The 22,280-nt window shown below is 54.7% G+C and carries 23 protein-coding genes; 15 read left to right on the top strand and 8 right to left on the bottom strand.

Going from position 1 to position 22,280, the window contains the following annotated elements:
* The first annotated feature begins 26 nt into the window (after positions 1 to 26).
* On the top strand, positions 27 to 569 hold the full coding sequence (gene hpt, locus ACR0DT_RS00980) for a hypoxanthine phosphoribosyltransferase (protein WP_480708954.1): 543 nt from the start codon (positions 27 to 29) through the stop codon (positions 567 to 569).
* Here hpt and ACR0DT_RS00975 read toward each other — a convergent pair.
* Both ACR0DT_RS00975 and lipA read right to left on the bottom strand, forming a co-directional pair.
* Positions 556 to 1,713: an amidohydrolase gene (locus ACR0DT_RS00975; protein WP_480708953.1), complete on the bottom strand. Its 1,158-nt coding sequence runs from the start codon at positions 1,711 to 1,713 to the stop codon at positions 556 to 558. The genes hpt and ACR0DT_RS00975 overlap by 14 nt on opposite strands.
* Positions 1,710 to 2,660 carry a lipoyl synthase gene (gene lipA / locus ACR0DT_RS00970; protein ID WP_480708952.1) on the bottom strand — a complete coding sequence of 317 codons (951 nt, stop codon included), beginning with the start codon at positions 2,658 to 2,660 and terminating at the stop codon, positions 1,710 to 1,712. Before lipA ends, ACR0DT_RS00975 begins: the two co-directional genes overlap by 4 nt.
* Before the next feature lie 262 nt (positions 2,661 to 2,922).
* Here lipA and ACR0DT_RS00965 point away from each other — a divergent pair, with 262 nt between their 5' ends.
* On the top strand, positions 2,923 to 3,471 hold the full coding sequence (locus tag ACR0DT_RS00965; protein WP_480708951.1) for a redoxin family protein: 549 nt from the start codon (positions 2,923 to 2,925) through the stop codon (positions 3,469 to 3,471).
* 53 nt (positions 3,472 to 3,524) lie between these two features.
* Here the strand turns inward: ACR0DT_RS00965 and ACR0DT_RS00960 are convergent, their stop codons facing one another.
* Together ACR0DT_RS00960 and ACR0DT_RS00955 are read right to left on the bottom strand one after the other, a co-directional pair.
* Positions 3,525 to 4,448, bottom strand: coding sequence for a LysR substrate-binding domain-containing protein (locus tag ACR0DT_RS00960; RefSeq protein ID WP_480708950.1), 924 nt, complete (start codon positions 4,446 to 4,448; stop codon positions 3,525 to 3,527).
* Between the two features lie 52 nt (positions 4,449 to 4,500).
* Positions 4,501 to 5,610, bottom strand: a complete 1,110-nt coding sequence (locus ACR0DT_RS00955; RefSeq protein ID WP_480708949.1) for a DUF6456 domain-containing protein — start codon at positions 5,608 to 5,610, stop codon at positions 4,501 to 4,503.
* A 241-nt stretch (positions 5,611 to 5,851) separates the two neighbouring features.
* Here ACR0DT_RS00955 and ACR0DT_RS00950 point away from each other — a divergent pair, with 241 nt between their 5' ends.
* Entirely contained in the window at positions 5,852 to 6,151 is a 300-nt protein-coding gene (locus tag ACR0DT_RS00950; protein WP_170375086.1) for a DUF6477 family protein, read from the top strand.
* Here ACR0DT_RS00950 and ACR0DT_RS00945 read toward each other — a convergent pair whose 3' ends face one another.
* On the bottom strand, positions 6,152 to 7,696 hold the full coding sequence (locus ACR0DT_RS00945) for a trimethylamine methyltransferase family protein (protein WP_480708948.1): 1,545 nt from the start codon (positions 7,694 to 7,696) through the stop codon (positions 6,152 to 6,154).
* A gap of 280 nt (positions 7,697 to 7,976) precedes the next feature.
* Positions 7,977 to 8,414, bottom strand: coding sequence for a GNAT family N-acetyltransferase (locus tag ACR0DT_RS00940; protein WP_480708947.1), 438 nt, complete (start codon positions 8,412 to 8,414; stop codon positions 7,977 to 7,979).
* Positions 8,415 to 8,495: 81 nt separating this feature from the next.
* On the opposite strand from ACR0DT_RS00940, the gene guaA reads away from it, so the two are divergent.
* From guaA to ACR0DT_RS00880, 12 genes are all read left to right on the top strand, one after another.
* The gene (guaA, locus tag ACR0DT_RS00935) at positions 8,496 to 10,055 is read left to right on the top strand and encodes a glutamine-hydrolyzing GMP synthase (protein WP_480708946.1); all 1,560 of its coding nucleotides are present in this window, start codon (positions 8,496 to 8,498) and stop codon (positions 10,053 to 10,055) included.
* Between the two features lie 34 nt (positions 10,056 to 10,089).
* Positions 10,090 to 11,010: an FkbM family methyltransferase gene (locus ACR0DT_RS00930; protein WP_480708945.1), complete on the top strand. Its 921-nt coding sequence runs from the start codon at positions 10,090 to 10,092 to the stop codon at positions 11,008 to 11,010.
* 56 nt (positions 11,011 to 11,066) lie between these two features.
* The gene (locus ACR0DT_RS00925) at positions 11,067 to 12,062 is read left to right on the top strand and encodes an FkbM family methyltransferase (RefSeq protein WP_480708944.1); all 996 of its coding nucleotides are present in this window, start codon (positions 11,067 to 11,069) and stop codon (positions 12,060 to 12,062) included.
* Positions 12,059 to 12,952 (top strand): DMT family transporter, encoded by an 894-nt coding sequence (locus ACR0DT_RS00920; protein ID WP_480708943.1) that lies wholly within the window; start codon positions 12,059 to 12,061, stop codon positions 12,950 to 12,952. The genes ACR0DT_RS00925 and ACR0DT_RS00920 overlap by 4 nt, the downstream gene beginning before the upstream one ends.
* Before the next feature lie 121 nt (positions 12,953 to 13,073).
* Positions 13,074 to 14,204, top strand: a complete 1,131-nt coding sequence (locus ACR0DT_RS00915) for an OmpP1/FadL family transporter (protein WP_480708942.1) — start codon at positions 13,074 to 13,076, stop codon at positions 14,202 to 14,204.
* A 242-nt stretch (positions 14,205 to 14,446) separates the two neighbouring features.
* Entirely contained in the window at positions 14,447 to 15,343 is an 897-nt protein-coding gene (locus tag ACR0DT_RS00910) for a hypothetical protein (protein WP_480708941.1), read from the top strand.
* 108 nt (positions 15,344 to 15,451) lie between these two features.
* Positions 15,452 to 16,348 carry a DMT family transporter gene (locus tag ACR0DT_RS00905; protein WP_480708940.1) on the top strand — a complete coding sequence of 299 codons (897 nt, stop codon included), beginning with the start codon at positions 15,452 to 15,454 and terminating at the stop codon, positions 16,346 to 16,348.
* A 49-nt stretch (positions 16,349 to 16,397) separates the two neighbouring features.
* Positions 16,398 to 17,270: an ATPase gene (locus ACR0DT_RS00900; RefSeq protein WP_480708939.1), complete on the top strand. Its 873-nt coding sequence runs from the start codon at positions 16,398 to 16,400 to the stop codon at positions 17,268 to 17,270.
* A 39-nt stretch (positions 17,271 to 17,309) separates the two neighbouring features.
* Positions 17,310 to 18,248 carry a homoserine O-acetyltransferase MetA gene (gene metA / locus ACR0DT_RS00895; protein WP_480708938.1) on the top strand — a complete coding sequence of 313 codons (939 nt, stop codon included), beginning with the start codon at positions 17,310 to 17,312 and terminating at the stop codon, positions 18,246 to 18,248.
* A gap of 7 nt (positions 18,249 to 18,255) precedes the next feature.
* The gene (locus ACR0DT_RS00890) at positions 18,256 to 19,203 is read left to right on the top strand and encodes an alpha/beta fold hydrolase (RefSeq protein WP_480708937.1); all 948 of its coding nucleotides are present in this window, start codon (positions 18,256 to 18,258) and stop codon (positions 19,201 to 19,203) included.
* Between the two features lie 49 nt (positions 19,204 to 19,252).
* Positions 19,253 to 20,122 carry a polyphosphate kinase 2 gene (ppk2, locus tag ACR0DT_RS00885; protein WP_480708936.1) on the top strand — a complete coding sequence of 290 codons (870 nt, stop codon included), beginning with the start codon at positions 19,253 to 19,255 and terminating at the stop codon, positions 20,120 to 20,122.
* A 75-nt stretch (positions 20,123 to 20,197) separates the two neighbouring features.
* The gene (locus ACR0DT_RS00880; RefSeq protein WP_480708935.1) at positions 20,198 to 20,812 is read left to right on the top strand and encodes a TetR/AcrR family transcriptional regulator; all 615 of its coding nucleotides are present in this window, start codon (positions 20,198 to 20,200) and stop codon (positions 20,810 to 20,812) included.
* A gap of 3 nt (positions 20,813 to 20,815) precedes the next feature.
* On the opposite strand, the gene ACR0DT_RS00875 is transcribed toward ACR0DT_RS00880, so the two are convergent.
* Together ACR0DT_RS00875 and ACR0DT_RS00870 are read right to left on the bottom strand one after the other, a co-directional pair.
* Positions 20,816 to 21,874 carry an adenylate/guanylate cyclase domain-containing protein gene (locus ACR0DT_RS00875; protein ID WP_480708934.1) on the bottom strand — a complete coding sequence of 353 codons (1,059 nt, stop codon included), beginning with the start codon at positions 21,872 to 21,874 and terminating at the stop codon, positions 20,816 to 20,818.
* Positions 21,871 to 22,239, bottom strand: a complete 369-nt coding sequence (locus ACR0DT_RS00870) for a group I truncated hemoglobin (RefSeq protein WP_480708933.1) — start codon at positions 22,237 to 22,239, stop codon at positions 21,871 to 21,873. The genes ACR0DT_RS00875 and ACR0DT_RS00870 overlap by 4 nt, the downstream gene beginning before the upstream one ends.
* Positions 22,240 to 22,280 lie beyond the last annotated feature (41 nt).

The raw sequence follows: 22,280 nt of genomic DNA, 5'->3' as shown, positions 1-22,280 counted from the left end.
GCGCGCCAAAGATCAAGGGGGCAGCGATGAGCGACCGTGCATATGTGATAGATGAGATGATCTCGGCCAAGGCCATCGCCGCCCGGATCGAGGAGCTGTGCCGCGAAATCAGCACCGAATACAAAAACACCGACAAGCTGGTCGTGGTCGGCCTGTTGCGCGGCAGTTTCGTCTTTATCGCGGACTTAGTGCGCGAGCTGGACCTGCCGATTGAGGTGGATTTCCTTGAAGCGTCATCTTATGGCGATTCAATGGAAAGCAGCCGAGAGGTGCGCATTCTCAAAGACTTGCGCGGCGCAATTGAAGGGCGCGATGTGCTGGTTGTCGAGGATATCGTTGATACCGGCCACACGCTGAACCACGTCACTCATCTGTTGCAAAGTCGTATGCCCAAGCGTCTGAAATCCATCGCCTTGTTGGACAAACCCAGCCGGCGCGAGGTTGATTTCCGGTCCGACTGGATCGGGTTCGAGATTCCGGATGAATTTGTCGTGGGTTATGGAATCGACTACGCGCAGCGCAACCGCAACCTGCCATTCATCGGCAAGGTGCGCTTTACCGAGGATTGATCGGGTCCAGAACCTTTTGAATGGCATTTACGAAAATTTCGGTTCCGACCGGGATCAGCGCATCCGGGAAATCGTAGTCTGGGTTGTGCAATTGTGGATGATCTTCACCCGACCCTAGCCAGAACATTGCTGCTTTGGCATCTTTGCCAAATTGCCCAAAATCTTCCGAGAACTTCTGCGGGCTTGGCGTCACTTCACAGGTTACGCCTGCGCGCACAAAAGACCCGCTTAGGATATCGACGGCGTCTGGCGCGTTCACACAGGCTTCGAACGCGTCTTCATACGTGATCTCGTATTCAAGCCCTTGATCCGCAGCCACCTGCGCAACTAGCGCTTCGGCCTCATCAATCAGGCTTTGCATACGCGCGTCGGCGACAGTGCGCAGGGTCACCCACAGCTCGGCCAGTCCCGGCGCCACGCCAAAGGTCGGCTCGCCCAGTTTAGCATGCGTCACGGTCGTCAAAGCGAAATCGGCATCCAAAGGGCCACCCTGCCCCAACTGCGCCATTAGCGGCATCAGCGTCGCCAGTGCCCCCGCTGGTGAGACCCCATCTTGGGGCGCTGCTGCGTGCGAGGTTTTGCCTGCTAAAACAACCTTCATTCCGCGCGATGCACAGTTCGCCGGGCCTTCACAGAGTTGCACATCCCCCAAGGCCAGCCCTGGCAGATTATGAAGGGAAAACACGTAGTCCGGCGCAATTTCGGAAAATTTGGGGTCGGCACGATAGGCGATAGCGCCCTGCCCGGTTTCCTCGGCGGGTTGGAAAATCAATACCACTCGGCCGTGCTGGGGGCGGTTTTGGTTCAGATGGTCGGCCACACCCAGAACCATCACCATATGCCCGTCGTGCCCGCACAGATGAGCTTTGCCCGATATACGGGATGCATGGGCCGCATTGGACAGTTCCTGAATGGGCAGCCCATCAAGCTCACATCGAATGGCAACCGTCGGACCAGCCTGCCCGCTGTCGAACACACCTGCAACTCCGTGGCCGCCGATACCGGTCAACACCTGATCTGCACCACGGTCGCGCAACTCGTTCGCGATCCGAGCGGCCGTCAGCTCTTCTTGTCCAGAAAGTTCCGGGGCCTGGTGCAGTTCGTGACGCAGGCGCGTAAGCCGCGCGAGTGTGTCAGGTGTCACCCTTGCTCCAACTTCTTCTGGCGGGCATCACGCAGGCGGGAAAAGTCGTCGCCTGCATGGTAGGACGACCGGGTTAGCGGAGTCGCAGATACCATCAGGAAGCCCTTGCCATAGGCCGCTTTCTCATAGGATGCGAATTCCTCCGGCGTGACAAAGCGGTCAACGCCATGGTGTTTCGGCGTGGGCTGCAGGTATTGGCCGATGGTCAGGAAATCGATGTCAGCAGCGCGCATGTCATCCATGACCTGCCGGACCTGCTGTTCGTCTTCACCCAGACCAACCATGATCCCCGACTTTGTAAAGATCGAAGGGTCCAGTGCCTTGACCCGCTGCAGCAAGCGCAGCGAGTGGAAATAGCGCGCGCCGGGGCGCACCTCGGGGTACAGGCCCGGTACAGTTTCGAGGTTGTGGTTAAAAACGTCAGGCTTGGCCTCGACCACGACTTCCAGAACTGACGGATCGCATTTCAGGAAATCTGGCGTCAGAATTTCGATCGTTGTCTTGGGCGAGCGGTGCCGTACGGCGCGAATAGTCTGGGCGAAATGTTCCGCACCACCATCTGTCAGGTCATCGCGGTCCACAGACGTAATGACCACGTGATTCAGACCCAGCTTTTGCACCGCATGTGCCACACGTCCAGGCTCAAACGCGTCCAGATCATCCGGGCGACCAGTGGCGATGTTGCAAAAGGTGCAGCCACGGGTACAGATCTCGCCCATGATCATCATGGTGGCGTGGCCCTGGCTCCAGCATTCACCCACATTGGGGCAACCGGCCTCTTCGCAGACGGTCACCAGATTATTCTCGCGCATGATTTTATGGGTTTCAGCATAGCCCTTGCCGCCGGGCGCCTTAACGCGAATCCACTTCGGCTTTTTCGGCTGCGCATTGTCCTGACGATGCGCCTTTTCGGGATGACGTTGTTCGGGGATCTTCAGATCACGCACGGTTGGCTTTCCTGACTTTGGGTCACTTTGCTTGGACATAATATAAACTGCTGCGTTGAGCTATACCACCCGTGCATACCTGCCATAATGGCGCACTTTGCGCGCGCAGCATTCGGACCACCTAAAACCGAAAAACGCGAGAAAAAACAGTCCTTTTGATAGGATGCGCAGAAAACACGTTTGTGACGAATATATCGTTGAAACCAATTTAGAACTATTTTAAATCATCCTCAGTTCACACATGAATCACAGGAATTTGATAATGAAATCCGGTACCCAACTGCCTGATGTAACCTTTCACACGCGCGTCCGCGACGAGGCCGTCGAGGGCCCCAATCCGTTCCGCTGGGAAGACAAAACTACGGCAGATTACTTTGCTGGCAAGCGCGTGATCCTGTTCTCGCTGCCCGGTGCCTTCACCCCAACCTGCTCGACCTATCAACTGCCCGGTTTTGAAAACGGCTATGCCGAATTCAAGGAAAAAGGCATCGATGATATCTACTGCATGTCGGTGAATGACAGCTTTGTCATGAACAAATGGGCGCAGGATCAGGGTCTGGATAACGTCAAGGTTATCCCCGACGGATCGGGCGAGTTTACCCGTAAAATGGGTATGCTGGTCGACAAGGACAACCTGGGCTTTGGCATGCGCTCGTGGCGCTATGCAGCCATCGTCAATGATGGTGTGATCGAAGCATGGTTCGAAGAGCCCGGCCTGATGGATAACTGCCCCGAAGATCCATATGGCGTGTCTTCCCCGGACAACCTGAAAAAACACCTAGACGAAGCGAAGGAGCCGGCACTGGCTTAAGCTTTCCGGCAATTCCAAGCAAAAGGCCCGCCACTGGCGGGTCTTTACTTTTTTCAGGCGCGGGTAGCCGTGACAATACCCTCTCCAACTTGACGGATAACCTGCGCCAGACTGTCGAACCACTCCTCACCCGCAGTCGATACGCGCCGGACCAGCCCAACCGTCCGTGCCGGTTGGGGCGCACCGAAGCGCAGTAGTTTCAACCCGGGCACTGCGTCGGTTTCCGCCCGCGCGGCCAGCTCGGGCATAAGCGTCAGGCCAAATCCTTCGGCCACCAGCCGCGACAGGGTTGCAAGCGAAGACGCACCCATATTGATCAAACCGCTGCTTCGATCCTGACCGCAAACCTCGAGCGCCTGATCGGTCAGGCAATGCCCATCATCCAGCAACATCAGCTGTGCGGTTTGCAGGTCTAGTGGTCGCAGGGCCTCGGGATTTGTGGCCATGCCTCGCAGACGGGCGGAACTGCCAGCCAGCAGGAAGCGGTCCTGAAACAGAGGTAACTCGAACAGGTCACTTCTTCCGGCAGGCAAGGCGATGACACCGGCGTCGATTTCCCCTTCACGCAGCATCGTCAACAAACGCTCGGTCCTGGCCTCGCGGACCTGCACGCGCAATGACACATCAGACGTCCGCAAACCCGCCAAGACACCGGGCAGCAAATACGGCGCAATCGTCGGAATGATTCCGATCGATAACGACCTATGCCCACCTGAATGATCCCTGGCGAACTGATCCAGCCTTTCTGCCGCCCCAAGAACAAGGCGCACACGGTCCAGCACATCACGCCCCAATGGGGTCAGCAAAATGTCTCGCGCCTGACGCTCAAACAGCGGGCCGCCCAAACTGTCCTCAAGCGCTTTGATCTGAACGGACAAGGCGGGTTGAGATACATGGCATACTTGCGCGGCCCGACCGAAATTGCGCTGCTCGGCAACGGCATTGAAGTATTTCAGTTGTCTGAGGGTAAAATTCATAACCCCTGATTATCACTTACCCACCTAGGCGCAACCAAAACATATTGCGCTGTTATCCGATCAAACGGTTGCGCTCGGACTGGCTTTCGTAATGACGCTTGAGCCGCTGCAACGCGATCCGCAGCACAATTTTACCCGAACGCGCCGACCACCCCATGCGTTTTTCCGCAAGTTCCAACCCCTCAAGATAACAACAGCAGCGCAACGCCACGTCGCTAAGCCCCGGCCCCAGATCCGACAGAGCATGTTCTACACGAACCCGCGCGTCTGACGACCCCTGCCCGCCATGGCCTTCGCTTTTGAAACTTCCGCGTCCACCAGCCGTAAGAAAATGATCCCAGTTTTGCGCGACCTGAGGGCCGATCTGCGCCAGTTCAAAGTCCTCGCGCAGCCGTTCGCCCGCCGCTACTAAGGTTTCATCCAGAAAGGGTTTTCCATCCCGATCCCGCCTGCGTGCCAACGCGATCAGGGGGCTCTCGGTCGCGCTGTATCGAATACGCCGGGGCCGGTCAGGTTTCGCCGCCCGTGCCATTTGACCCTGAAACGAGGCCTGCGCATCAGCCATACCAAATTCACTGCGCTCGCGCGCCATATTCTCGGCGTCGGCAATGAGGCGGCTCAACGCCGTCCGGCCTGATGAGGAAATCCGGTACCGCGAAATTCGTCCTGGGTTGTCGCAGGAAATCCAGTCTTTTAGCGCCAGCGCCTGCGCTATTTTGCAATCCACGACCGCCGTTCTGGTGGCCCCGCTATCACCAGTATCTCGGACCACTACGGCCTTGTCCATTTCCTCAGCCACCGCAAGAACCGACCCAGTTTCGCAGAGCCTGCGCAGAATACGCAGGGCTTCGCGGTTGAATTCTTCGTCCTTGGCTGTGGCGGTTTCATCTTCGTTTGCGGCCAAAGCGCCAAATTGCTTCAGGGTCGGTTCACTAACCGAATCCGAAAAATGCGTCTCGGCCAGAGATTGCAGCGCAGCATCCACCAAAGGGTCGTCCCGGCGCATTTCGATACGCCTGATTTGCCTGAGTATAGTCGAAGCATGGCACCCCGCTGATCGCGCAATATCGCGGATCGACTGGCCGGTCTCGGTGTGGGCAAGGTATCGCTGTGCCCCTTCAGGTACCCAAGCCGGAATGGTGAATGCCATGTTGTTTTCCATAGTTACTTGTCCTCGTCGACACAACAATCTGTTCTCAATCGCCCCCGGTGAATTGGTTAACCAATTCTAACTAGAGTCGCTTTCGTTACTCGTTCGTTAACCCGCAGTGACAAGGACCAGATTTGATTCAAAAACATAAACACTCATGAAGCCATAGTTCGGCGCGAACTCAATCAAGGCAACACCCGCTAAGGTTGTGCGACACATTCAGGGACGTTCACTCACACAAGGAACACCCGGAATGCAGGACCTGATGACCATGATTACCACCCTCCGCCGTCCACGCCTGTTGGCACGGGCCGCGAAACACGGGGCGCAGGACTATGACCGGGATCGGCACCTGCAGCGCATCCTTGGCTATGGATCGCTACCTGGCACAGGCGCGGCACTGATGCGGCTGATGGAAATGGAACGGGAAGTTAACGCGCAGCGCGTGGAAGAGGACGCAGCCTATTCGCTGGTCCGTCATCTGGACCTGCTAATCGCGTTGTTGGGCGAGGCGCAGCTGTTTCAGGCCAGCCGCGCCGCGCAGTATCAGTGATCAGGTGAAGGCATCCGGCATGGATGCTTTCTTCTTATCAATGTACTCGTTAAGAGCAGCATTGATTGCCGGGTCGAGTTGCGGCTGCTGATAGTTGGCCAGCAAATGCTCGACTCGGGCAGTCGCCAGTTGGCGCGTGTCACGCCCACCTTCATCTTCCCAGGTTTCGAACGGTTTGTAGTCCAGCATTTCAGACTTCCAGAACGCATCTTTGAAGTTTGCTTGCGTATGAGCACAACCCAGATAGTGACCGCCCGGACCGACCTCGCGGATCGCGTCCATCGCCTGCGCGTTCTCGTCGTAGGCCACACCTTTGGCCAGGCCATGCAGAACGCCCAACTGATCAGCATCCATGACGAACTTCTCGAAATCCGCGACCAGACCACCTTCGAGCCAGCCGCACGAGTGCAGCATGAAGTTCACACCCGACATCAGGCCCATGTTCAGCGAGTTTGCAGTTTCGTACGCTGCTTGTGCGTCAGGCAGCTTCGAACCACAGAACGATCCCGCTGAGCGGAACGGCAGGTTCAGACGTCGCGCCAGCTGACCCGCACCATAGGTGACCATCGACGCTTCGGGCGTACCAAAGGTCGGCGCGCCCGAGTTCATGTCAATCGACGATACGAATGCACCAAAGATTGCCGGAGCTCCCGGGCGAATAATCTGGCTGTACGCCACACCGGCCAGCACCTCGGCCAGAACCTGTGTCAGAGTACCTGCCACCGAAACCGGCGCCATCGCACCACCGACGATAAAGGGCGAGATGATGCAGGCCTGATTGTTAGCCGCGTAAACTTCAAGCGAGCCCATCATCACGTCGTCGAAGGTCATCGGCGAGTTGATGTTGGTCAGCGAGGTCATCACTGTGTTTTCCTGAACGAACTCTTTGCCGAACAGGATTTCGCACATCTCAACCGAATCCTGCGCCCGGCTGGGATCGGTGACCGAACCCATGAACGGCTTGTCCGACAGGGTCATATGCGCCATCAACATGTCCAGGTGACGCTTGTTCACCGGTACGTCGGTCGGTTCGCATACGGTTCCGCCCGAGTGGTGCAACCATTTGGACATATAGGCCAGTTTCACGAACTTGTTGAAATCGTCCATGGTTGCGTAACGACGACCACCCTGTGCGTCGCGCACGAATGGAGGACCATAGACCGGTGCAAGCACTAGATTGCGGCCACCGATGACAACCGATTTCTCGGGATTGCGCGCATGCTGGGTAAACTGGCTGGGGGCCGTTTTGATCAGCTCTCGTGCCAGACCGCGCGGAATGCGGACACGTTCACCATCCACATCGGCACCGGCGTCTTTCCAGCGCTGCAACGCGCCCGGATTGTCGACGAAATTTACGCCAACCTCGGCCAGAATGGTTTCCGCATTGGTTTCGATGATCTCCAACGCTTCTTCGTTTAGAACCTCGAAATTCGGAATATTCCGTTCGATGTATTTCGCAGTTTCGATACGGACTGCGGTGCGCTCGGCCCTGCGGGCGGCACCACCACCGCCTCTGGCTCTGCGTCGGGTGTTTGCCTCTGCCATGAGATAATCCCGTTAGTCATGTTCACGTTGCAAATTGTGTTACCGGAACCGCAGATCACACCAGACGTGGATTACGGCGCAATAGGGGTAAAAGCGACATGATCGCCCATTCGATCCTGTTTTGACCCCTATTTCCTGACGCACATGATAGAAGCATGGGACCGGAATCGCAAAAATCATCTAACCGTCAGCTGAGCGAAACCTCCCTGCCGCGACCGAAATTGGTGGCGTTATACCTCTGGATGTTCGTGAGGAATCTCAATTGACAGGCCGACAACCCTCAGAGGTCTTTGCGCATCGCAACCGTGTTTCCTACCACGTCGATTTCAACCCACCCAAGATGCGCATAAATTGCCCGCGTGTCCCGCATCAGTCGGTGAGTTCGTAATTCCAAATGGGTGCAACCAGCCTCGCGCGCGTTGGCCTCTACGCGTAACAATAGTTTTCCGGCAATCCCCTGCCCTTGCGCCGACGGTGATACGGCCAGGTTGAAAACCTTCATCGCAACGCCTTGTTGGGCAAAAATAATCACACCGGCCAATCGGTCCTCATCGTGGGCCAGAACCACGCGGTGCTTTGCAATTTCTTCCGCCAAACCTCCGGTTACATCGGGCAGATCATCTATGGTTTCGCGCGCGTTGGCATAGGCAGCCCTTATGCAGCCAGTCACCGCCTCGACGTCATCCTGCGTTGCATCCCTGAAACGAATGACGGTCATTGATCCAATCTCCCTATGCATCTGGCTGAAATCGCCTTCATAACGCTTGCACATAACCGCCGCGCAACCTAAGAGCCAGTCATGAGCCAGACATCCCATGACCGCCTTCTGATCATCGACTTCGGCAGCCAGGTGACGCAGCTGATCGCACGCCGCCTGCGCGAGTTGAATGTCTATTGCGAAATCCACCCCTATCAGAAAGTCACGATGGACTTTGTGCGCGAAATGGCGCCCAAGGCCGTGATCTTTTCAGGCGGGCCAGACAGCGTGACGCGCGAGGGGTCTCCCCGCGCCCCGCAAGAGATTTTTGACTACGGCGTGCCGATCCTTGGCATCTGCTATGGCCAACAGGTGATGATGCATCAACTTGGCGGCAAGGTCGAAAGCGGCCATGGCACTGCCGAGTTTGGTCGCGCCTTTGTCACTCCGAAAAACCAATTGGATATTCTTGACGGCTGGTTCGCGGATGGTGACGAACAAGTCTGGATGAGCCACGGTGATCACGTCAGCGAAATCGCCCCCGGGTTCGAGGTCTTCGGCACCTCGCCCAATGCGCCTTATGCAATCACGGCTGATACCAACCGTCACTTTTATGCCGTTCAGTTTCACCCCGAAGTGCACCACACGCCCAAAGGCGCGAAACTGTACGAAAACTTCGTGAAACTGGCCGGGTTCAGCGGTGACTGGACAATGGGTGCCTATCGCGAACAGATGATCGAAAAGATCCGCGAACAAGTCGGCGACAAAAAGGTTATCTGTGGCTTGTCCGGCGGCGTCGACAGCTCGGTCGCGGCGATCCTGATTCACGAAGCGATTGGCGATCAGCTAACCTGCGTATTTGTCGATCATGGACTGCTGCGCAAGAACGAAGCCGAAGAAGTTGTCGGCATGTTCCGCGACAACTACAACATTCAGCTTATACACGCGGATGAAAGCGACCTGTTCCTTGGCGAACTGGACGGCCAGTCCGACCCGGAAACCAAGCGCAAGATCATCGGCAAGCTATTCATCGACGTGTTCCAGAAACATGCCGACACGATCGAAGGGGCGGAATTCCTGGCTCAGGGTACGCTTTACCCCGACGTCATCGAATCAGTTTCGTTCTCGGGCGGTCCGTCGGTCACCATCAAATCGCACCACAACGTCGGTGGCCTGCCGGAAAAGATGGGCCTGAAACTTGTCGAGCCCCTGCGCGAACTGTTCAAGGACGAGGTTCGTGCCCTGGGCCGCGAACTCGGCCTGCCGCAAAGCTTTATCGGCCGCCACCCCTTCCCCGGACCGGGTCTGGCGATCCGTTGCCCCGGTGAGATCACCCGGGAAAAACTGGAAATCCTGCGCGAGGCCGATGCTGTCTATATCGACCAGATTCGCAAACACGGTCTGTATGATGACATCTGGCAGGCATTTGTGGCTATTCTCCCGGTTCGCACAGTCGGCGTAATGGGTGACGGACGTACCTATGACTATGCCTGTGCACTTCGTGCCGTGACGTCAGTCGATGGCATGACAGCCGATTACTATCCGTTCAGCCACGAATTCCTCGGTGAGACCGCCACGCGGATCATCAACGAGGTCAAAGGCATCAACCGATGCACCTATGACATCACTTCGAAACCTCCGGGGACGATCGAGTGGGAATAAATCCTACGATAAGGCAACACATGGGGGACTCGTGATGGAAGTGCGTTCGCTGAAAAAGGGCATCCGCATATTCGGACACGAAATTATCCGAATAAAAAGAACTGATGCCGTGCGAAACAGGCTTAATAGTTTGTCTGAACACCTCGCGAAGGCAAATTCGTCCGCTAGAACCCTGACTAAGGAACTTGAGCGCTCAAATTCGACTGCAGAACAGCTGCGCAAACAAACCAATCAATTGCACAAACAGGTTGAGAAGATGCAGAGCGAGCTAGCTAAGCTTCGCGAATGCAACAAAGAGATCCCCAATCTGATGGATTTGGCCCTTGTTGCCGCAGGATGCCAGGAAAAGTCTGAAGCACAGCTAAAACAAGATATCTTTGTCTTGTTGCAGACCAAGTTCAAAACCGGTGGCTTCTTCGTTGAATTTGGTGCCACCAACGGTCTTGGTCTCAGCAATACCTACCTACTAGAGAAGTCCTTCGGCTGGACAGGTATTCTAGCCGAGCCAGCACCCATGTGGCACGATGACCTGAAGAAGAATAGGAATGCCTCCCTGGATTTCGATTGCGTATGGACAAAGACCGGAGAAACACTCGAGTTCAATATGGCGAATGAGGGTGAACTCTCGACACTAAATTCGTTCTCGAACAGTGATCACCACGCGGAAACAAGAAAAGCCGGCGAAATTATTTCAGTTCAAACGGTTTCTTTGAACGACCTTCTAGAACGCCACAACGCGCCGCGAAAAATCGACTATCTTTCGATTGATACGGAAGGCAGCGAATACGAAATCCTAAAGAACTTCGATTTCTCGAAGTATGATATCGACATCATCACGTGCGAGCACAACTTCACGAAAATGGGTGACGAAGTTTTCGAATTGCTTTCCAAGCACGGCTACAAACGTGTCTTTGAAGGAACGTCAAAGTGGGATCACTGGTACGTTAGGTCATAGCCAAGGCAGTATTTTGTGTTTCAGTTTAACATTCTAAACACCAAATGGAACAAATAATGAATAGATTTATTTCACGTATTGTCGGCTACTTCGGCTACAAGCTCATTGAAAAAAACTCCGAAGAAGTCCCGTCTCCAGTACTATCTCAAGACACTATTTTGGATGCCTCAACTTCACCCGATTGGTCGAAATTTGCCGATGGAGATATCCTTGAGAAAGGCCGTTCGTTTCAAGAACGTGCCAGAGATGTGATTTCCGATCCACTAAACCTCTTAATCGATAGAGTGCCCAATGCTGGATATGTTGATCGCAAAGGGCGAGTTATCCTCCACAATGGAAATAGAGTACCCGCCAGTGGCGACTTTTCCTATTATGGAGAGTTCTCGGAGGTTCTGATTTCTAATCGCGGCGTTCACGAACCTTTGGAAGAATTCTGTTTTCAACAGGTCTTGAAAAAAATACACTCAACCAAACCTAGAATGGTCGAATTAGGTGCCTATTGGGCGCACTATTCTATGTGGTTGAAATTGGTGTATCCAGACGCGGATTGCACAATGGTTGAACCGGAAGAACAAAACCTTGAAGCCGGCAAAAAAAACTTTGAGATAAATGGCTACGACGGAGAATTCATTCAGGCATTTGTTGCAAAAGGCCAGTTTTCAGTAGATACATTTATGGAAGAAAAACAAGTGGATAGACTGGATATCTTACACTGCGACATTCAGGGTTATGAAAAAGATATGTTGCAAGAAGCGAGCGAGACGCTTGCCAATCACAAAGCTGACTATGTGTTTATTTCCACTCACAGCGAGCAACTACATAACACTGTCCTAAATCAAATGAAGGGCTTTGGTTATCGAATTGAAGCACACTCTCCTTTTGAGAAGCACACGACCAGTTTCGACGGTTTCGTTCTTGCCAGTAGTCCTAACCTTCCGGAATTGTTTAGTGATTTCGAACCATGGGGACGTGAGGATATAGCCAAGGCAACCGGCAGGGAACTCCTCGAAAAGCTAAATTTGGATGCGGCTTCAATTTCGGTTACCCAGTGAACGACACACTTCGGGCAGCGCTTTGGATGACGGGGGCAATTGCGTCCTTCTCGTCTATGGCTATTGCTGGCCGCGAGCTAAGCGTCACCCATGATACATTCGAAATCATGTTCTACCGCAGCCTTGTCGGTATCTGCGTTGTAGCGCTAGCACTGACACTGACGCGCAAATGGCATCAGGTCTCGACTTACAGGCTAGGGCTGCACGGTATTCGAAACCTGACACATTTTATTGGTCAGAATTTGTGGTTCTATGCAGTAACCGTCATTCCTCTGGCACAGGTTTTTGCGCTTGAGTTTACACAACCCATCTGGGTGATCCTGCTGTCACCGCTGCTGCTTGGTGAGCGGCTGACATCTGTGCGTGCGCTATCGGCCCTGATTGGGTTCGCCGGCGTTCTGATTATCACGCGTCCCGGCGCTGTGCCACTAAGCACTGGCATTTTGACTGCTGCGCTTTCCGCTGTATTCTTTGCCTTTACAACTATTTCCACCAAGACCCTGACCCGCTTTGCCAGCATTGGCTGCATCATGTTCTGGCTGACCGTCATGCAGGCGGTCTTGGGGTTGATGGCCGCAGGGATCGATGGGCAGATTACTCTGCCGACGGCAAACACAATCCCCTTCCTGGTACTTGTAGGATTGGCGGGATTGCTGGCGCATTATTGTATCACCAACGCTCTGGCCATTGCCCCTGCGACCGTGGTTGTACCGTTCGACTTTGTCCGCCTGCCCACCATCGCGGTGGTGGGGATGATTCTCTATCACGAGCCACTGGATCACTGGACGCTGCTGGGGGCCGTCGTGATCTTTGCCGGTATCTTTCTGAACGTTCACACTGAAAATCGTAACAGTTTGGCAACAGTTTCCCGCCAGACTCACCAGAAATAACGCACCGTCACTAGTTGACGATAAAGTAACCCTCAAGAAAGTATCGAGCACCATAAGGCAGATCGGTCTTCACCACTCAGCAACCCGGTCTGAAGAACAGGACACCTTTAGGGAGGACAGAATGAAAAAAGCGCTTCTACAGGCGTGCGCGGTGTGCGTTGGGACAACGGGGGCTTACGCCGGGGGCATCGACCGGAGCGGTCAGGGCATCAACCTGATTTTCGAAGAAGGAACGGTTGTTCAATTCGGCCTGAGCTATACAGATCCGGATGTAAGCGGCACCATGCCGAATATATTTGGCGCCGGTGAACCCATCGACTCGGGTAATATCGCCAGTGATTTCTTCACACCACATCTGGGGTTCAAAACCGCGTTAACTGAACAAATCGACCTAGCGATCATCTACGATGAGCCATTCGGCGCTGACATCGCCTATTCGTCCGCATACCCACTTTCGATCAACCCGTTCAATCCTTTCCAGGCCAATTCGCTCAGGGCCGAGGCTGATATTGACGCGATTACCGCCTTGTTGCGGTACAAGTTTGACAATGGTTTCAGCGCGTTGGGCGGTGTGCGTGTTCAACGCGTATCCGAGGCGAAGATTGGTGTTCCAATTGTCGGTGACTACTCGTTTGATGCTGGTAGTGAAGTTGACTTTGGGTATTTGATCGGCGTGGCGTGGGAGAAGCCGGAAATTGCTGCGCGGGTCGCGTTAACGTACAATTCCAAAATCACTCATAGCCTGTCGCAGACCGAAGTCATTGGAGGCGCTTCATTTGAGACGTCGACAGAAGTTGACACACCGCAATCGGTCAACTTGGATTTCCAGACGGGCGTAGCCCCCAAAACCTTGCTGTTTGGTTCGATCCGCTGGGTCGATTGGCCACAACTGGATCTGGCGCCCCCAGTCTACACTGCTAACGTTGGTCAATCTCTCGTTGACTATGAAAACGCGACATATACCTACTCTCTCGGTCTCGGCTACCAGTTCACTGACGAGTTCGCTGGTGCCTTTACCCTAGGCTATGAAACCGACGAAGGAATCCCAGTGTCCAACCTGAGCCCAACTGACGGGTTCTGGAGCATTGGCGTTGGCGGCACATATACTTTGGAAAAGGCAAAAATTTCTGGCGGTGTCCGATACACTGATATCGGAGATGCGACCGCAGACGGAGCCGGCGGCGTTACGGCCGATTTCACCGGCAACAGCGCGTGGAGCGTCGGCTTTCAGATCACCTATTCGCTGGGCTGATCCGCAGAACAAAAAACGATTAACCCCGCCTTTCCGGCGGGGTTTTTCTTTGCGCGTCTGCCAAAATATGCCTTCCAGAAACCCCATTGCAGTTAAGCCACAGTTTCAGTGAATTCATCGGCCTTACAATCTCACAATGATATTCTCTCTGTCCGTTTCTGACCGGATCAACTAGGGGACCGGCACAACAAAAAGAAGAGGACATCAAATTGTTGAATCCAGGCAAAACCTCAATTTTAGCAATGATTTCACTGATCCCGACAATTGCAGGGGCGCAAGAATTTCACGGTGCCGCGACATTGGGTTACGGGCAATCTTCCATATCCAACGGCGGTGGCGATTTCGGTACATTCACCGGAGATTTCACCGGAACTTTAAGCTTTGACAACGGCCTGCATTGGGGCTTTGACACCAAGTACTACAATGCTGATCCTGACAACCTTTCTGGGGATCTTTCCCTGTTGGATTTGGGCACAACGCTGAATTACCAGTTTGATAACGGCGGTGTTCTGGGTGGCTATCTTGATTACGCCGATTCCGATTTCGATACCGGTCTGGGTTTCAACCTGTCCAGCGATGTTACTTCGTATGGTATCTCGGGCGGGTATGTCATCGAAAATGCCGGGTTCGAGGCGTGGATCGGTGAATCGGAGACATCCCCCAGCCTGCCCGGTGGCGCGGATTGGACCGATTTCGGCGCGCGGTTCCGCTATCAGGTGTCGGATAGCGCAGTTTTCGGCGGTCACTATGTCCGCAGCGACGTGTCTGGAGGTGGTGTAGACCTTGATCTCTACAGTATCGGCCTGGGCGGTTACTACCAATTCGACAGCGGCTGGGGAACATATGCAGGTCTCGTATATCAGTCGTTTAAGGACCTCGATTTGGACCTCACAACCCTGGGCATCGGCGTGGACTATAATCTGCTTGAGATCAGCGAAATCCCGGCCCAGGTGTCACTGGAACTGGCCAGATCGGATATCGACGCTGGCGGCGCCAACTTGGATATCGATTCAATTCGCTTCGGCCTGACCTTCCCTCTTGGCGGTCGTACTTCGGCGACACCGCTCAACAGCGTCGCGGGTGCTGCCATGGCTCCACGCCACAACGCCTTGACAACGCTGGAAGACACAACCTTCTAAGCGGTCAGAGCAATCTACAAGATCTGGAATGCCCCGCCTCTCTAGTGGGGTTTTTCTTTGCGCAAGTTCCGGGTCGATAGAATCTAGTTCGAATGCAAAAAACTAGGCATGGCTGCACAAAAACACCTCTCCGCCCGCGCATGGACCGAGCTCATTCTGCTCGGCGTGATCTGGGGTGCCTCGTTTCTTTCAATTCGGATCGCGCTGGACACGATTCCGGTGATGACATCAGTTTTGCATCGCGTTTTATGGGCCATGCTGGTGCTTTGGTTGGTGGTCCGTTTCCAGCGCTTAACTGTGCCGCGCAGCCCGCGTATTTGGCTAGCGTTCTTGGTGATGGGGCTGCTGAACAACGCGATTCCGTTTTCTCTGATGGCCTGGGGGCAGCTTTATATCGAGACCGGCCTAACCTCGATCCTGAACGCCATGACAGCAATCTTCGGAGTCATCATAGCAGCGTTGTTTTTCAAGGATGAGCGCCTGACCCGTTCACGCGCCATTGGTGTAGGGCTTGGGTTTCTGGGGGTCGCAACGGCAATCGGGTTGCGAAATTTTGCGACGTTCAACCTGCAGAGCATTGCTCAACTCGCCATCATCGCCGGTACGATTTCGTACGCGCTGGCCGGGGCCTGGGCGCGTGCCACTTTGTCGGATCTACCTCCCGTAGTTGCTGCGGCAGGAATGCTAACCGGGTCGACCGTGCTGATCATGCCCCTTACCCTGATGATCGACGGTGTGCCCAGTCTGAACCTGCCGCTGATCACATGGACCGCAATCGGGTATTATGCTGTGATTGCAACGGCTGGCGCATACCTGCTGTATTACCGGGTTCTTGCCATGGCCGGAGCGGGCAATCTGATGCTGGTTACTCTGGTCATTCCCCCGGTCGCCATCGTTTTAGGCGCGGTTCTGCGGGATGAGGCCCTGCTCCCACAAGCTTATTTGGGCTTTGCGATCCTCGCGCTGGGGCTACTGATCCTCAACCGTTCAGGCACACGAGATTGACGCCGCCCGCTGCCCGTTTTAGCTAGGTCTGAAAGAGGGATGGCGGACAATGATCTACGGCTCGGCAAAAGACTGGCGCGAAGCAGCGCGAAAAAAGGTGCTGTTCTTTGGTATGTCCGGGCTGGGCAAGACCTATGTGTCGAATGTGTTGCGCGACTCGGGTGACTGGTTCCACTATTCGATCGATTACCGCATCGGTACCCGGTACATGGGTGAATACATCGCTGACAACGCCAAGGCCGAAGCGATGAAAGTGCCCTTCCTACGCGAACTTCTATTGTCGGATTCGATTTTTATCGGGTCAAATATCTCTTTCGAGAATCTAACACCTGTTGCCGCTTATCTGGGCAAACCCGGAAACCCGGCGTTGGGTGGTCTGGATCTGCCCGAATACAAGCGTAGGCAGGAACAATTCAGGCAGGCCGAAATCCATGCTCTGTTGGATACCGAATACTTCATCGACCGCGCGCAGCGCCTGTACAAATACCCGCATTTCATCTGCGACACCGGTGGTTCGATCTGCGAATGGGTAGACCCGGAAAACCCCACAGATCACGTCTTGTCAGAACTATCTCGGCAGACGCTGATGATCTGGATTCAAGGTGATGAGGACCATACCGCAGAGCTGATCCGCCGTTTCGACAAAGCGCCCAAGCCGATGTCCTATCAGCCCGAATTTTTGATCCGAGTCTGGGACGACTACTTGATCCAACACGACTGTCGCTCGGAAGACGTGGACCCTAACGAATTTATCCGGTGGACTTATGCGCAGGCACTGGCGCACCGCCAGCCGCGCTATCAATCGATGGCGGACAATTGGGGCGTGACGGTCACCGCTGAGGACATACACAAGGTCCGTGATGCCGCAGATTTCGATGAGTTGATCGAACGCACCCTTGAGACCCGCGCCAACCGGGCTTAATTACCGCCTCTACACTGTAACTCCAAAGGCTTGCACCTGATGCCAATCAAGATTCCCTCCGACCTGCCTGCATTTGACGTTCTCACGCAAGAGGGCGTCATGGTCATGGCCGAGGATCAGGCGATGCGTCAGGACATCCGCCCCCTGCGGATCGGTTTGCTGAATCTGATGCCTAAAAAGATACAGACCGAAAACCAGTTTGCCCGCCTGATCGGGGCGACTCCGTTGCAGATCGACCTATCTTTGATCCGCATGACCGAACACCGCACCAAGAACACTGCAGCCGAGCACATGGCCGAGTTCTATCGCCCCTTCCAAGAGGTGAAGCATGAGAAATTTGACGGTCTGATCATCACAGGTGCCCCAATTGAGCATCTGGAGTTCGACAACGTCACATATTGGGAAGAGTTGCGCGAAGTATTCGAATGGACCCAGACCAATGTGCACTCGACCTTTGGCGTGTGCTGGGGTGGGATGGCAATGATCAATCACTTCCACGGCGTTAAGAAACATATGCTGGACGCCAAGGCGTTTGGCTGTTTCCGGCATGCGAACCTTGATCCGGCCTCGCCTTTCCTGCGCGGGTTCTCGGATGATTGTGTAATCCCGGTCAGCCGCTGGACCGAGATGAAACAGGGTGAGATCGATGACGCCGATGGTTTGGTGACGCTGCTGGGTAGCGACGATGTTGGGCCTTGTCTGGTCGAAGATCGAGGTCATCGCGCGCTCTATATCTTCAACCATTTTGAGTATGACAGCGATACTCTGAAACAAGAGTATGACCGCGACGTTGCCAACGGCACGCCGATTAACGTGCCGATGAACTACTACCCGGACGACGATCCGACCCAGACACCGCAGAACAGATGGCGCAGCCATGCGCATTTGCTCTATGGCAACTGGATCAGCGAGATTTACGGGACTACGCCCTATGACATCAGTCGGATCGGTGTCGATCAGACCGATCTGAGGGCCTGATCCGGTGATGCGCGTCGGCCTAATTGCACTGACCTTGCTGGTTTTGCTGTGGGCCGTCGCACTCTGGCGCGCTGCCCGGAATGAGGCTCGCGCCGAAGCCGCATTTCCCCCCGAAGGCGAAATCGTTGAAGTTGACGGTATCCCGGTTCATGCCGTTGTCATGGGCGAAGGTCCAGATGTCGTGCTGATCCATGGATCAAGCGGCAATACGCGCGATATGACCTTTGCGCTGGCTCCGATACTGGCAGAGAACTACCGCGTGATCGTCTTTGACCGTCCGGGTCTGGGATATAGTGCCAGCTTTAATCCGGACGGTGAAACCATTGAGCAACAAGCGGAAATCCTGCAAAAGGCAGCGGCTCTATTGGGCGCTGACAAACCTATCGTCGCGGGGCAAAGCTATGGAGGCTCGGTCTCGCTTGCGTGGGCTGTCACGCGACCTGACAATATCTCGGGACTGGTCCTGATTGCTGCTGCGGCCATTCCGTGGGAGACCCCTCTGGACGGCTTTAACAAGCTGGCGGCGACACCCACCGGCAACGTCGCTGCACTACCCTTGATCACTGCATTTGTGCCCGAATGGTATGTTGAGAAGGCTTTGGACCGCGTATTCGAACCGCAATCTGCGCCCGAAGGATATGCCGACCACTTTGGCCCTGGCCTGACCATGCGCCGCGCCTCGATGCACGCCAATGCCAAGCAGCGCGCTAATTTGCTGGAAGAGGTTCGCGCCCTGCAACCGAGATACAGTCAAATCGAAGTGCCGACCGAGATTGTCCACGGCACCGACGACGATACCGTAGGGTTGGGATGGCATTCACATCGACTGATCGAACAAATTCCCGGCGCGGAATTGATTGAACTGCCTGGAATTGGACACATGCCGCAGGTCGTAGCCGCGCCCGAGGTTGCCGCCGCCATTGACCGTGCCGCACAACGTGCGGGTTTGCGTTAGGCTCGTTGCTAATCCATAGTAGGATATGGATTTTATGGCGAGGTAACCCATGGCCCGTTCCGAAAAAGGTTCCATCGAAAAGTACTTTAAGAATGACGCGCCGAAAGAGGTGCGTTCAGCCATCGAAAAATCCGATAAAGGCGATATTCTTAACCCGTCCTACCCTTACGACGAACGGATGAAGCGTAAGGATTACGACAAACAGATGGAAAAGCTGCAAATTGAACTGGTCAAGATGCAGTCCTGGCTTAGGGAAACTGACCATCGTATAGCGCTTATTTTCGAAGGCCGCGATGCGGCTGGTAAAGGCGGCACCATCAAGCGGTTCCGGGAAAATCTGAACCCGCGCGGCGCACGCAATGTGGCGCTCAGCAAACCTTCGGATACCGAGCGCAGCCAGTGGTACTTTCAGCGATACATCGCACATCTACCTGCCGCTGGTGAGATCGTGTTCTTTGATCGCAGCTGGTATAATCGCGGCGTCGTTGAAAACGTCTTTGGTTTTTGCACTCCGGAGGAACGAGAGCGGTTCTTCCGACAGGTCTTGCCGCTGGAAACTGGTTTGGTGAATGACGGGATCAAACTGTTCAAGTTTTGGCTGAATGTCGGCCGAGCAGAGCAACTCAATCGTTTTCTGGCCCGTGAAACCGATCCGCTGAAACAGTGGAAGCTTAGCCCGATCGACATAGCGGGCCTGAACAAATGGGACGAATATAGCCAGTCGATCGAAGAAACCCTGACGCGCAGCCATACAGAGCACTGCCCCTGGACCATTGTTCGATCAGACGACAAGAAACGCGCGCGATTGGCGGCCATTCGTACGATTTTGCACGCATTGGACTATGATGAAAAGGACGAGGAGGCCATTGGCCCGAACGATCCGAAAATCTGTGGTGGGCCGGACATCTGGGATGCATGACAGGTGGTGGACGAATGCGTCGGCGCGAATTATGTCATGAATTCTATAACTTAAAAAAGGGCACCTGAAGCAGGTATGACAAAACGCGGGTATCACCACGGGAACCTGAAACAGGCTCTGATCGAGGCTGCCCTGTCTCTGATTGAAGAAAAAGGTCCGACCGGCTTTACCCTGTCCGAGGCCGCAAAAACCGCTGGTGTCACTCCAGCTGCTGTCTATCGGCATTTCCACGGACGCGAAGACCTGATCGCCGAAGCCGCCAGGCAAGGGTTCGAGATGTTCGCGGATCTGATGCAGTATGCCTATGACAAGGGTCAGCCTTCAGCGCTAGCCGCATTCGAGGCGACAGGGCGCGCCTATCTGGCGTTTGCGCGCAAGCACCCTGGCCACTACATCGCGATGTTTGAAAGCGGTATCTCAGTCAATCGCACGCCCGAACTGTCCTTAGCCGCAAACCGCGCCAAGGCAGTGTTGGAGAAAGCCGCCGCTGATCTTTCGCAACACATCCCGCCCGAAAAACGCCCGCCAGCTTCCATGTTCAGCGCCCATATCTGGGCCATGAGTCACGGCGTAGTCGAACTTTACGCCCGGAACACCGGCGCCAGTTCCCCCTTTTCGCCCGAGGATTTACTGGAATCCGGCATTGGCATCTACTTGCGAGGTCTGGGGCTTGTGCCGCAGGACGATTAACGGTCAGAATCTGCCAAGTGGTTTCGGTACGCTGAGGCCAGAGGTGACGTTGATCAATTCCATTTCACCCATGCCCTTGATGTCTACGCGCCCGATGTCCGAGACCTGAAACTCATCAATCAGGGCGTATTTCATCTCTTCCGGGGCAACGATATGCATTGGGTTTGCAAAAACTTGGAGGCGTGAAGCTATGTTCACTGCCGGTCCGAAAACGTCATAGACGTATTTCTGAATCCCAACCACGGAACCCACCGCGGCCCCCATTCCCAAGCCGATCCGGGCCTGCCATTTATGAGGGTGGCTTTCATTGCGCCGCTCCAGATAGCGCAGGAAGCGAACCGCGCAATGAGCAACAGCGGTGGCATGATCCGGTGTCGCATCAGGCATACCGGACACCGCCAGATAGGCGTCACCGATGGTCTTGATCCTTTCGCACCCGAACTGTTCGACGATACGGTCAAAGGCGGTGAAGATGTCGTTCAATTCGCTTAACGTGACGGTTGGGTCGGTCTTGGCGGCAAAATCCGTGAAGCCCACAAAATCCAACATCACCACCGAAACCTGTTCGTATAGCTGCGGCGTGACGACACCAAAGGTCTTGAACTCTTCGTACACTGCTCGAGGCATAAGATTTAGTAGCAGACGTTCGACACGCTCTTTCTCGCGCTCCAGTTCACGCGTGTTGCGTTCCACCATGGTCGAGTAGCTGTCGATCATGCTTTCCAATTCGCGGATACGGGTGATGTTCTGGCATTCGACGACCAGAACCTGTTCGGACAGGCCGTTCGCCAGAGATACCGCCGTCGCAAAAATCAACGTTCTGCGTTTTGGTTTGATCTGCAGTTCGACAGTGTATCGAAGCCCCGATTGCTTGACGTCGTCCAATTCGCGCTGATCCAGCGACGGGAGCAAATCCAGCAAGGTCTGCCCTTCGGTCGGGGTTCCGAACCATTCGGCAAACGGTCCATTGTGGAACACAAAGCTCAGATCCGAAGCACGCACAACGGCGACGCCAACACCTATCGCCCGCAGCAATTGTTCGTTTATCGCAAGAATACTCATGCGGCGTCACGTGCGACAATAATTGCGCGTTTAGATTCAATGGCATTCATGGCGATCTTGATGTGCGTATCTTCCATTCCGTGCATAGACAATGCCTCGGCAAATAACTCTGCCATCTCATCGAAATCCGCATGAGAGATATTGAGGTTCCTGTGGACGGCCTCAATCCTGTCATCGCTAAAGGATGCAGGACCACCGACAAGAGAAGACACGAATTTGGTCTGATGGTCGATCAAACGCGGCATGTCGATGTCTTCGAAATGGCCACCGATCTGATCCGAATCCAAAGCCATTTCATAGAAAGTCATCACGATCCGACTGATCGTTTTGAACCCACCGTATCTTTCATATATTGTCTGCCCCACGCTACACACCCAAGCTTAAACCGAAAACAACACTGCAAGTT

The organism is Ruegeria sp. BI11 (genome assembly GCF_056538005.1).
Note: the sequence above shows the minus strand (reverse complement) of the source record. Positions and strands in the feature narration are given on the sequence as shown.

What these genes read in the sequence shown, in the direction of transcription:
- ACR0DT_RS00880 (WP_480708935.1), top strand. Translation starts at nt 20,198, where the DNA reads ATGACAAAACGCGGGTATCACCACGGGAACCTGAAACAGGCTCTGATC.
- guaA (WP_480708946.1), top strand. Translation starts at nt 8,496, where the DNA reads ATGAGCCAGACATCCCATGACCGCCTTCTGATCATCGACTTCGGCAGC.
- ACR0DT_RS00950 (WP_170375086.1), top strand. Translation starts at nt 5,852, where the DNA reads ATGCAGGACCTGATGACCATGATTACCACCCTCCGCCGTCCACGCCTG.
- ACR0DT_RS00940 (WP_480708947.1), bottom strand. Translation starts at nt 8,414, where the DNA reads ATGACCGTCATTCGTTTCAGGGATGCAACGCAGGATGACGTCGAGGCG.
- ACR0DT_RS00925 (WP_480708944.1), top strand. Translation starts at nt 11,067, where the DNA reads ATGAATAGATTTATTTCACGTATTGTCGGCTACTTCGGCTACAAGCTC.
- ACR0DT_RS00890 (WP_480708937.1), top strand. Translation starts at nt 18,256, where the DNA reads ATGCGCGTCGGCCTAATTGCACTGACCTTGCTGGTTTTGCTGTGGGCC.
- ACR0DT_RS00930 (WP_480708945.1), top strand. Translation starts at nt 10,090, where the DNA reads ATGGAAGTGCGTTCGCTGAAAAAGGGCATCCGCATATTCGGACACGAA.
- ACR0DT_RS00900 (WP_480708939.1), top strand. Translation starts at nt 16,398, where the DNA reads ATGATCTACGGCTCGGCAAAAGACTGGCGCGAAGCAGCGCGAAAAAAG.
- ppk2 (WP_480708936.1), top strand. Translation starts at nt 19,253, where the DNA reads ATGGCCCGTTCCGAAAAAGGTTCCATCGAAAAGTACTTTAAGAATGAC.
- ACR0DT_RS00875 (WP_480708934.1), bottom strand. Translation starts at nt 21,874, where the DNA reads ATGAGTATTCTTGCGATAAACGAACAATTGCTGCGGGCGATAGGTGTT.
- ACR0DT_RS00915 (WP_480708942.1), top strand. Translation starts at nt 13,074, where the DNA reads ATGAAAAAAGCGCTTCTACAGGCGTGCGCGGTGTGCGTTGGGACAACG.
- ACR0DT_RS00945 (WP_480708948.1), bottom strand. Translation starts at nt 7,696, where the DNA reads ATGGCAGAGGCAAACACCCGACGCAGAGCCAGAGGCGGTGGTGGTGCC.
- ACR0DT_RS00955 (WP_480708949.1), bottom strand. Translation starts at nt 5,610, where the DNA reads ATGGAAAACAACATGGCATTCACCATTCCGGCTTGGGTACCTGAAGGG.
- hpt (WP_480708954.1), top strand. Translation starts at nt 27, where the DNA reads ATGAGCGACCGTGCATATGTGATAGATGAGATGATCTCGGCCAAGGCC.
- ACR0DT_RS00960 (WP_480708950.1), bottom strand. Translation starts at nt 4,448, where the DNA reads ATGAATTTTACCCTCAGACAACTGAAATACTTCAATGCCGTTGCCGAG.
- ACR0DT_RS00910 (WP_480708941.1), top strand. Translation starts at nt 14,447, where the DNA reads ATGATTTCACTGATCCCGACAATTGCAGGGGCGCAAGAATTTCACGGT.
- ACR0DT_RS00905 (WP_480708940.1), top strand. Translation starts at nt 15,452, where the DNA reads ATGGCTGCACAAAAACACCTCTCCGCCCGCGCATGGACCGAGCTCATT.
- metA (WP_480708938.1), top strand. Translation starts at nt 17,310, where the DNA reads ATGCCAATCAAGATTCCCTCCGACCTGCCTGCATTTGACGTTCTCACG.
- ACR0DT_RS00965 (WP_480708951.1), top strand. Translation starts at nt 2,923, where the DNA reads ATGAAATCCGGTACCCAACTGCCTGATGTAACCTTTCACACGCGCGTC.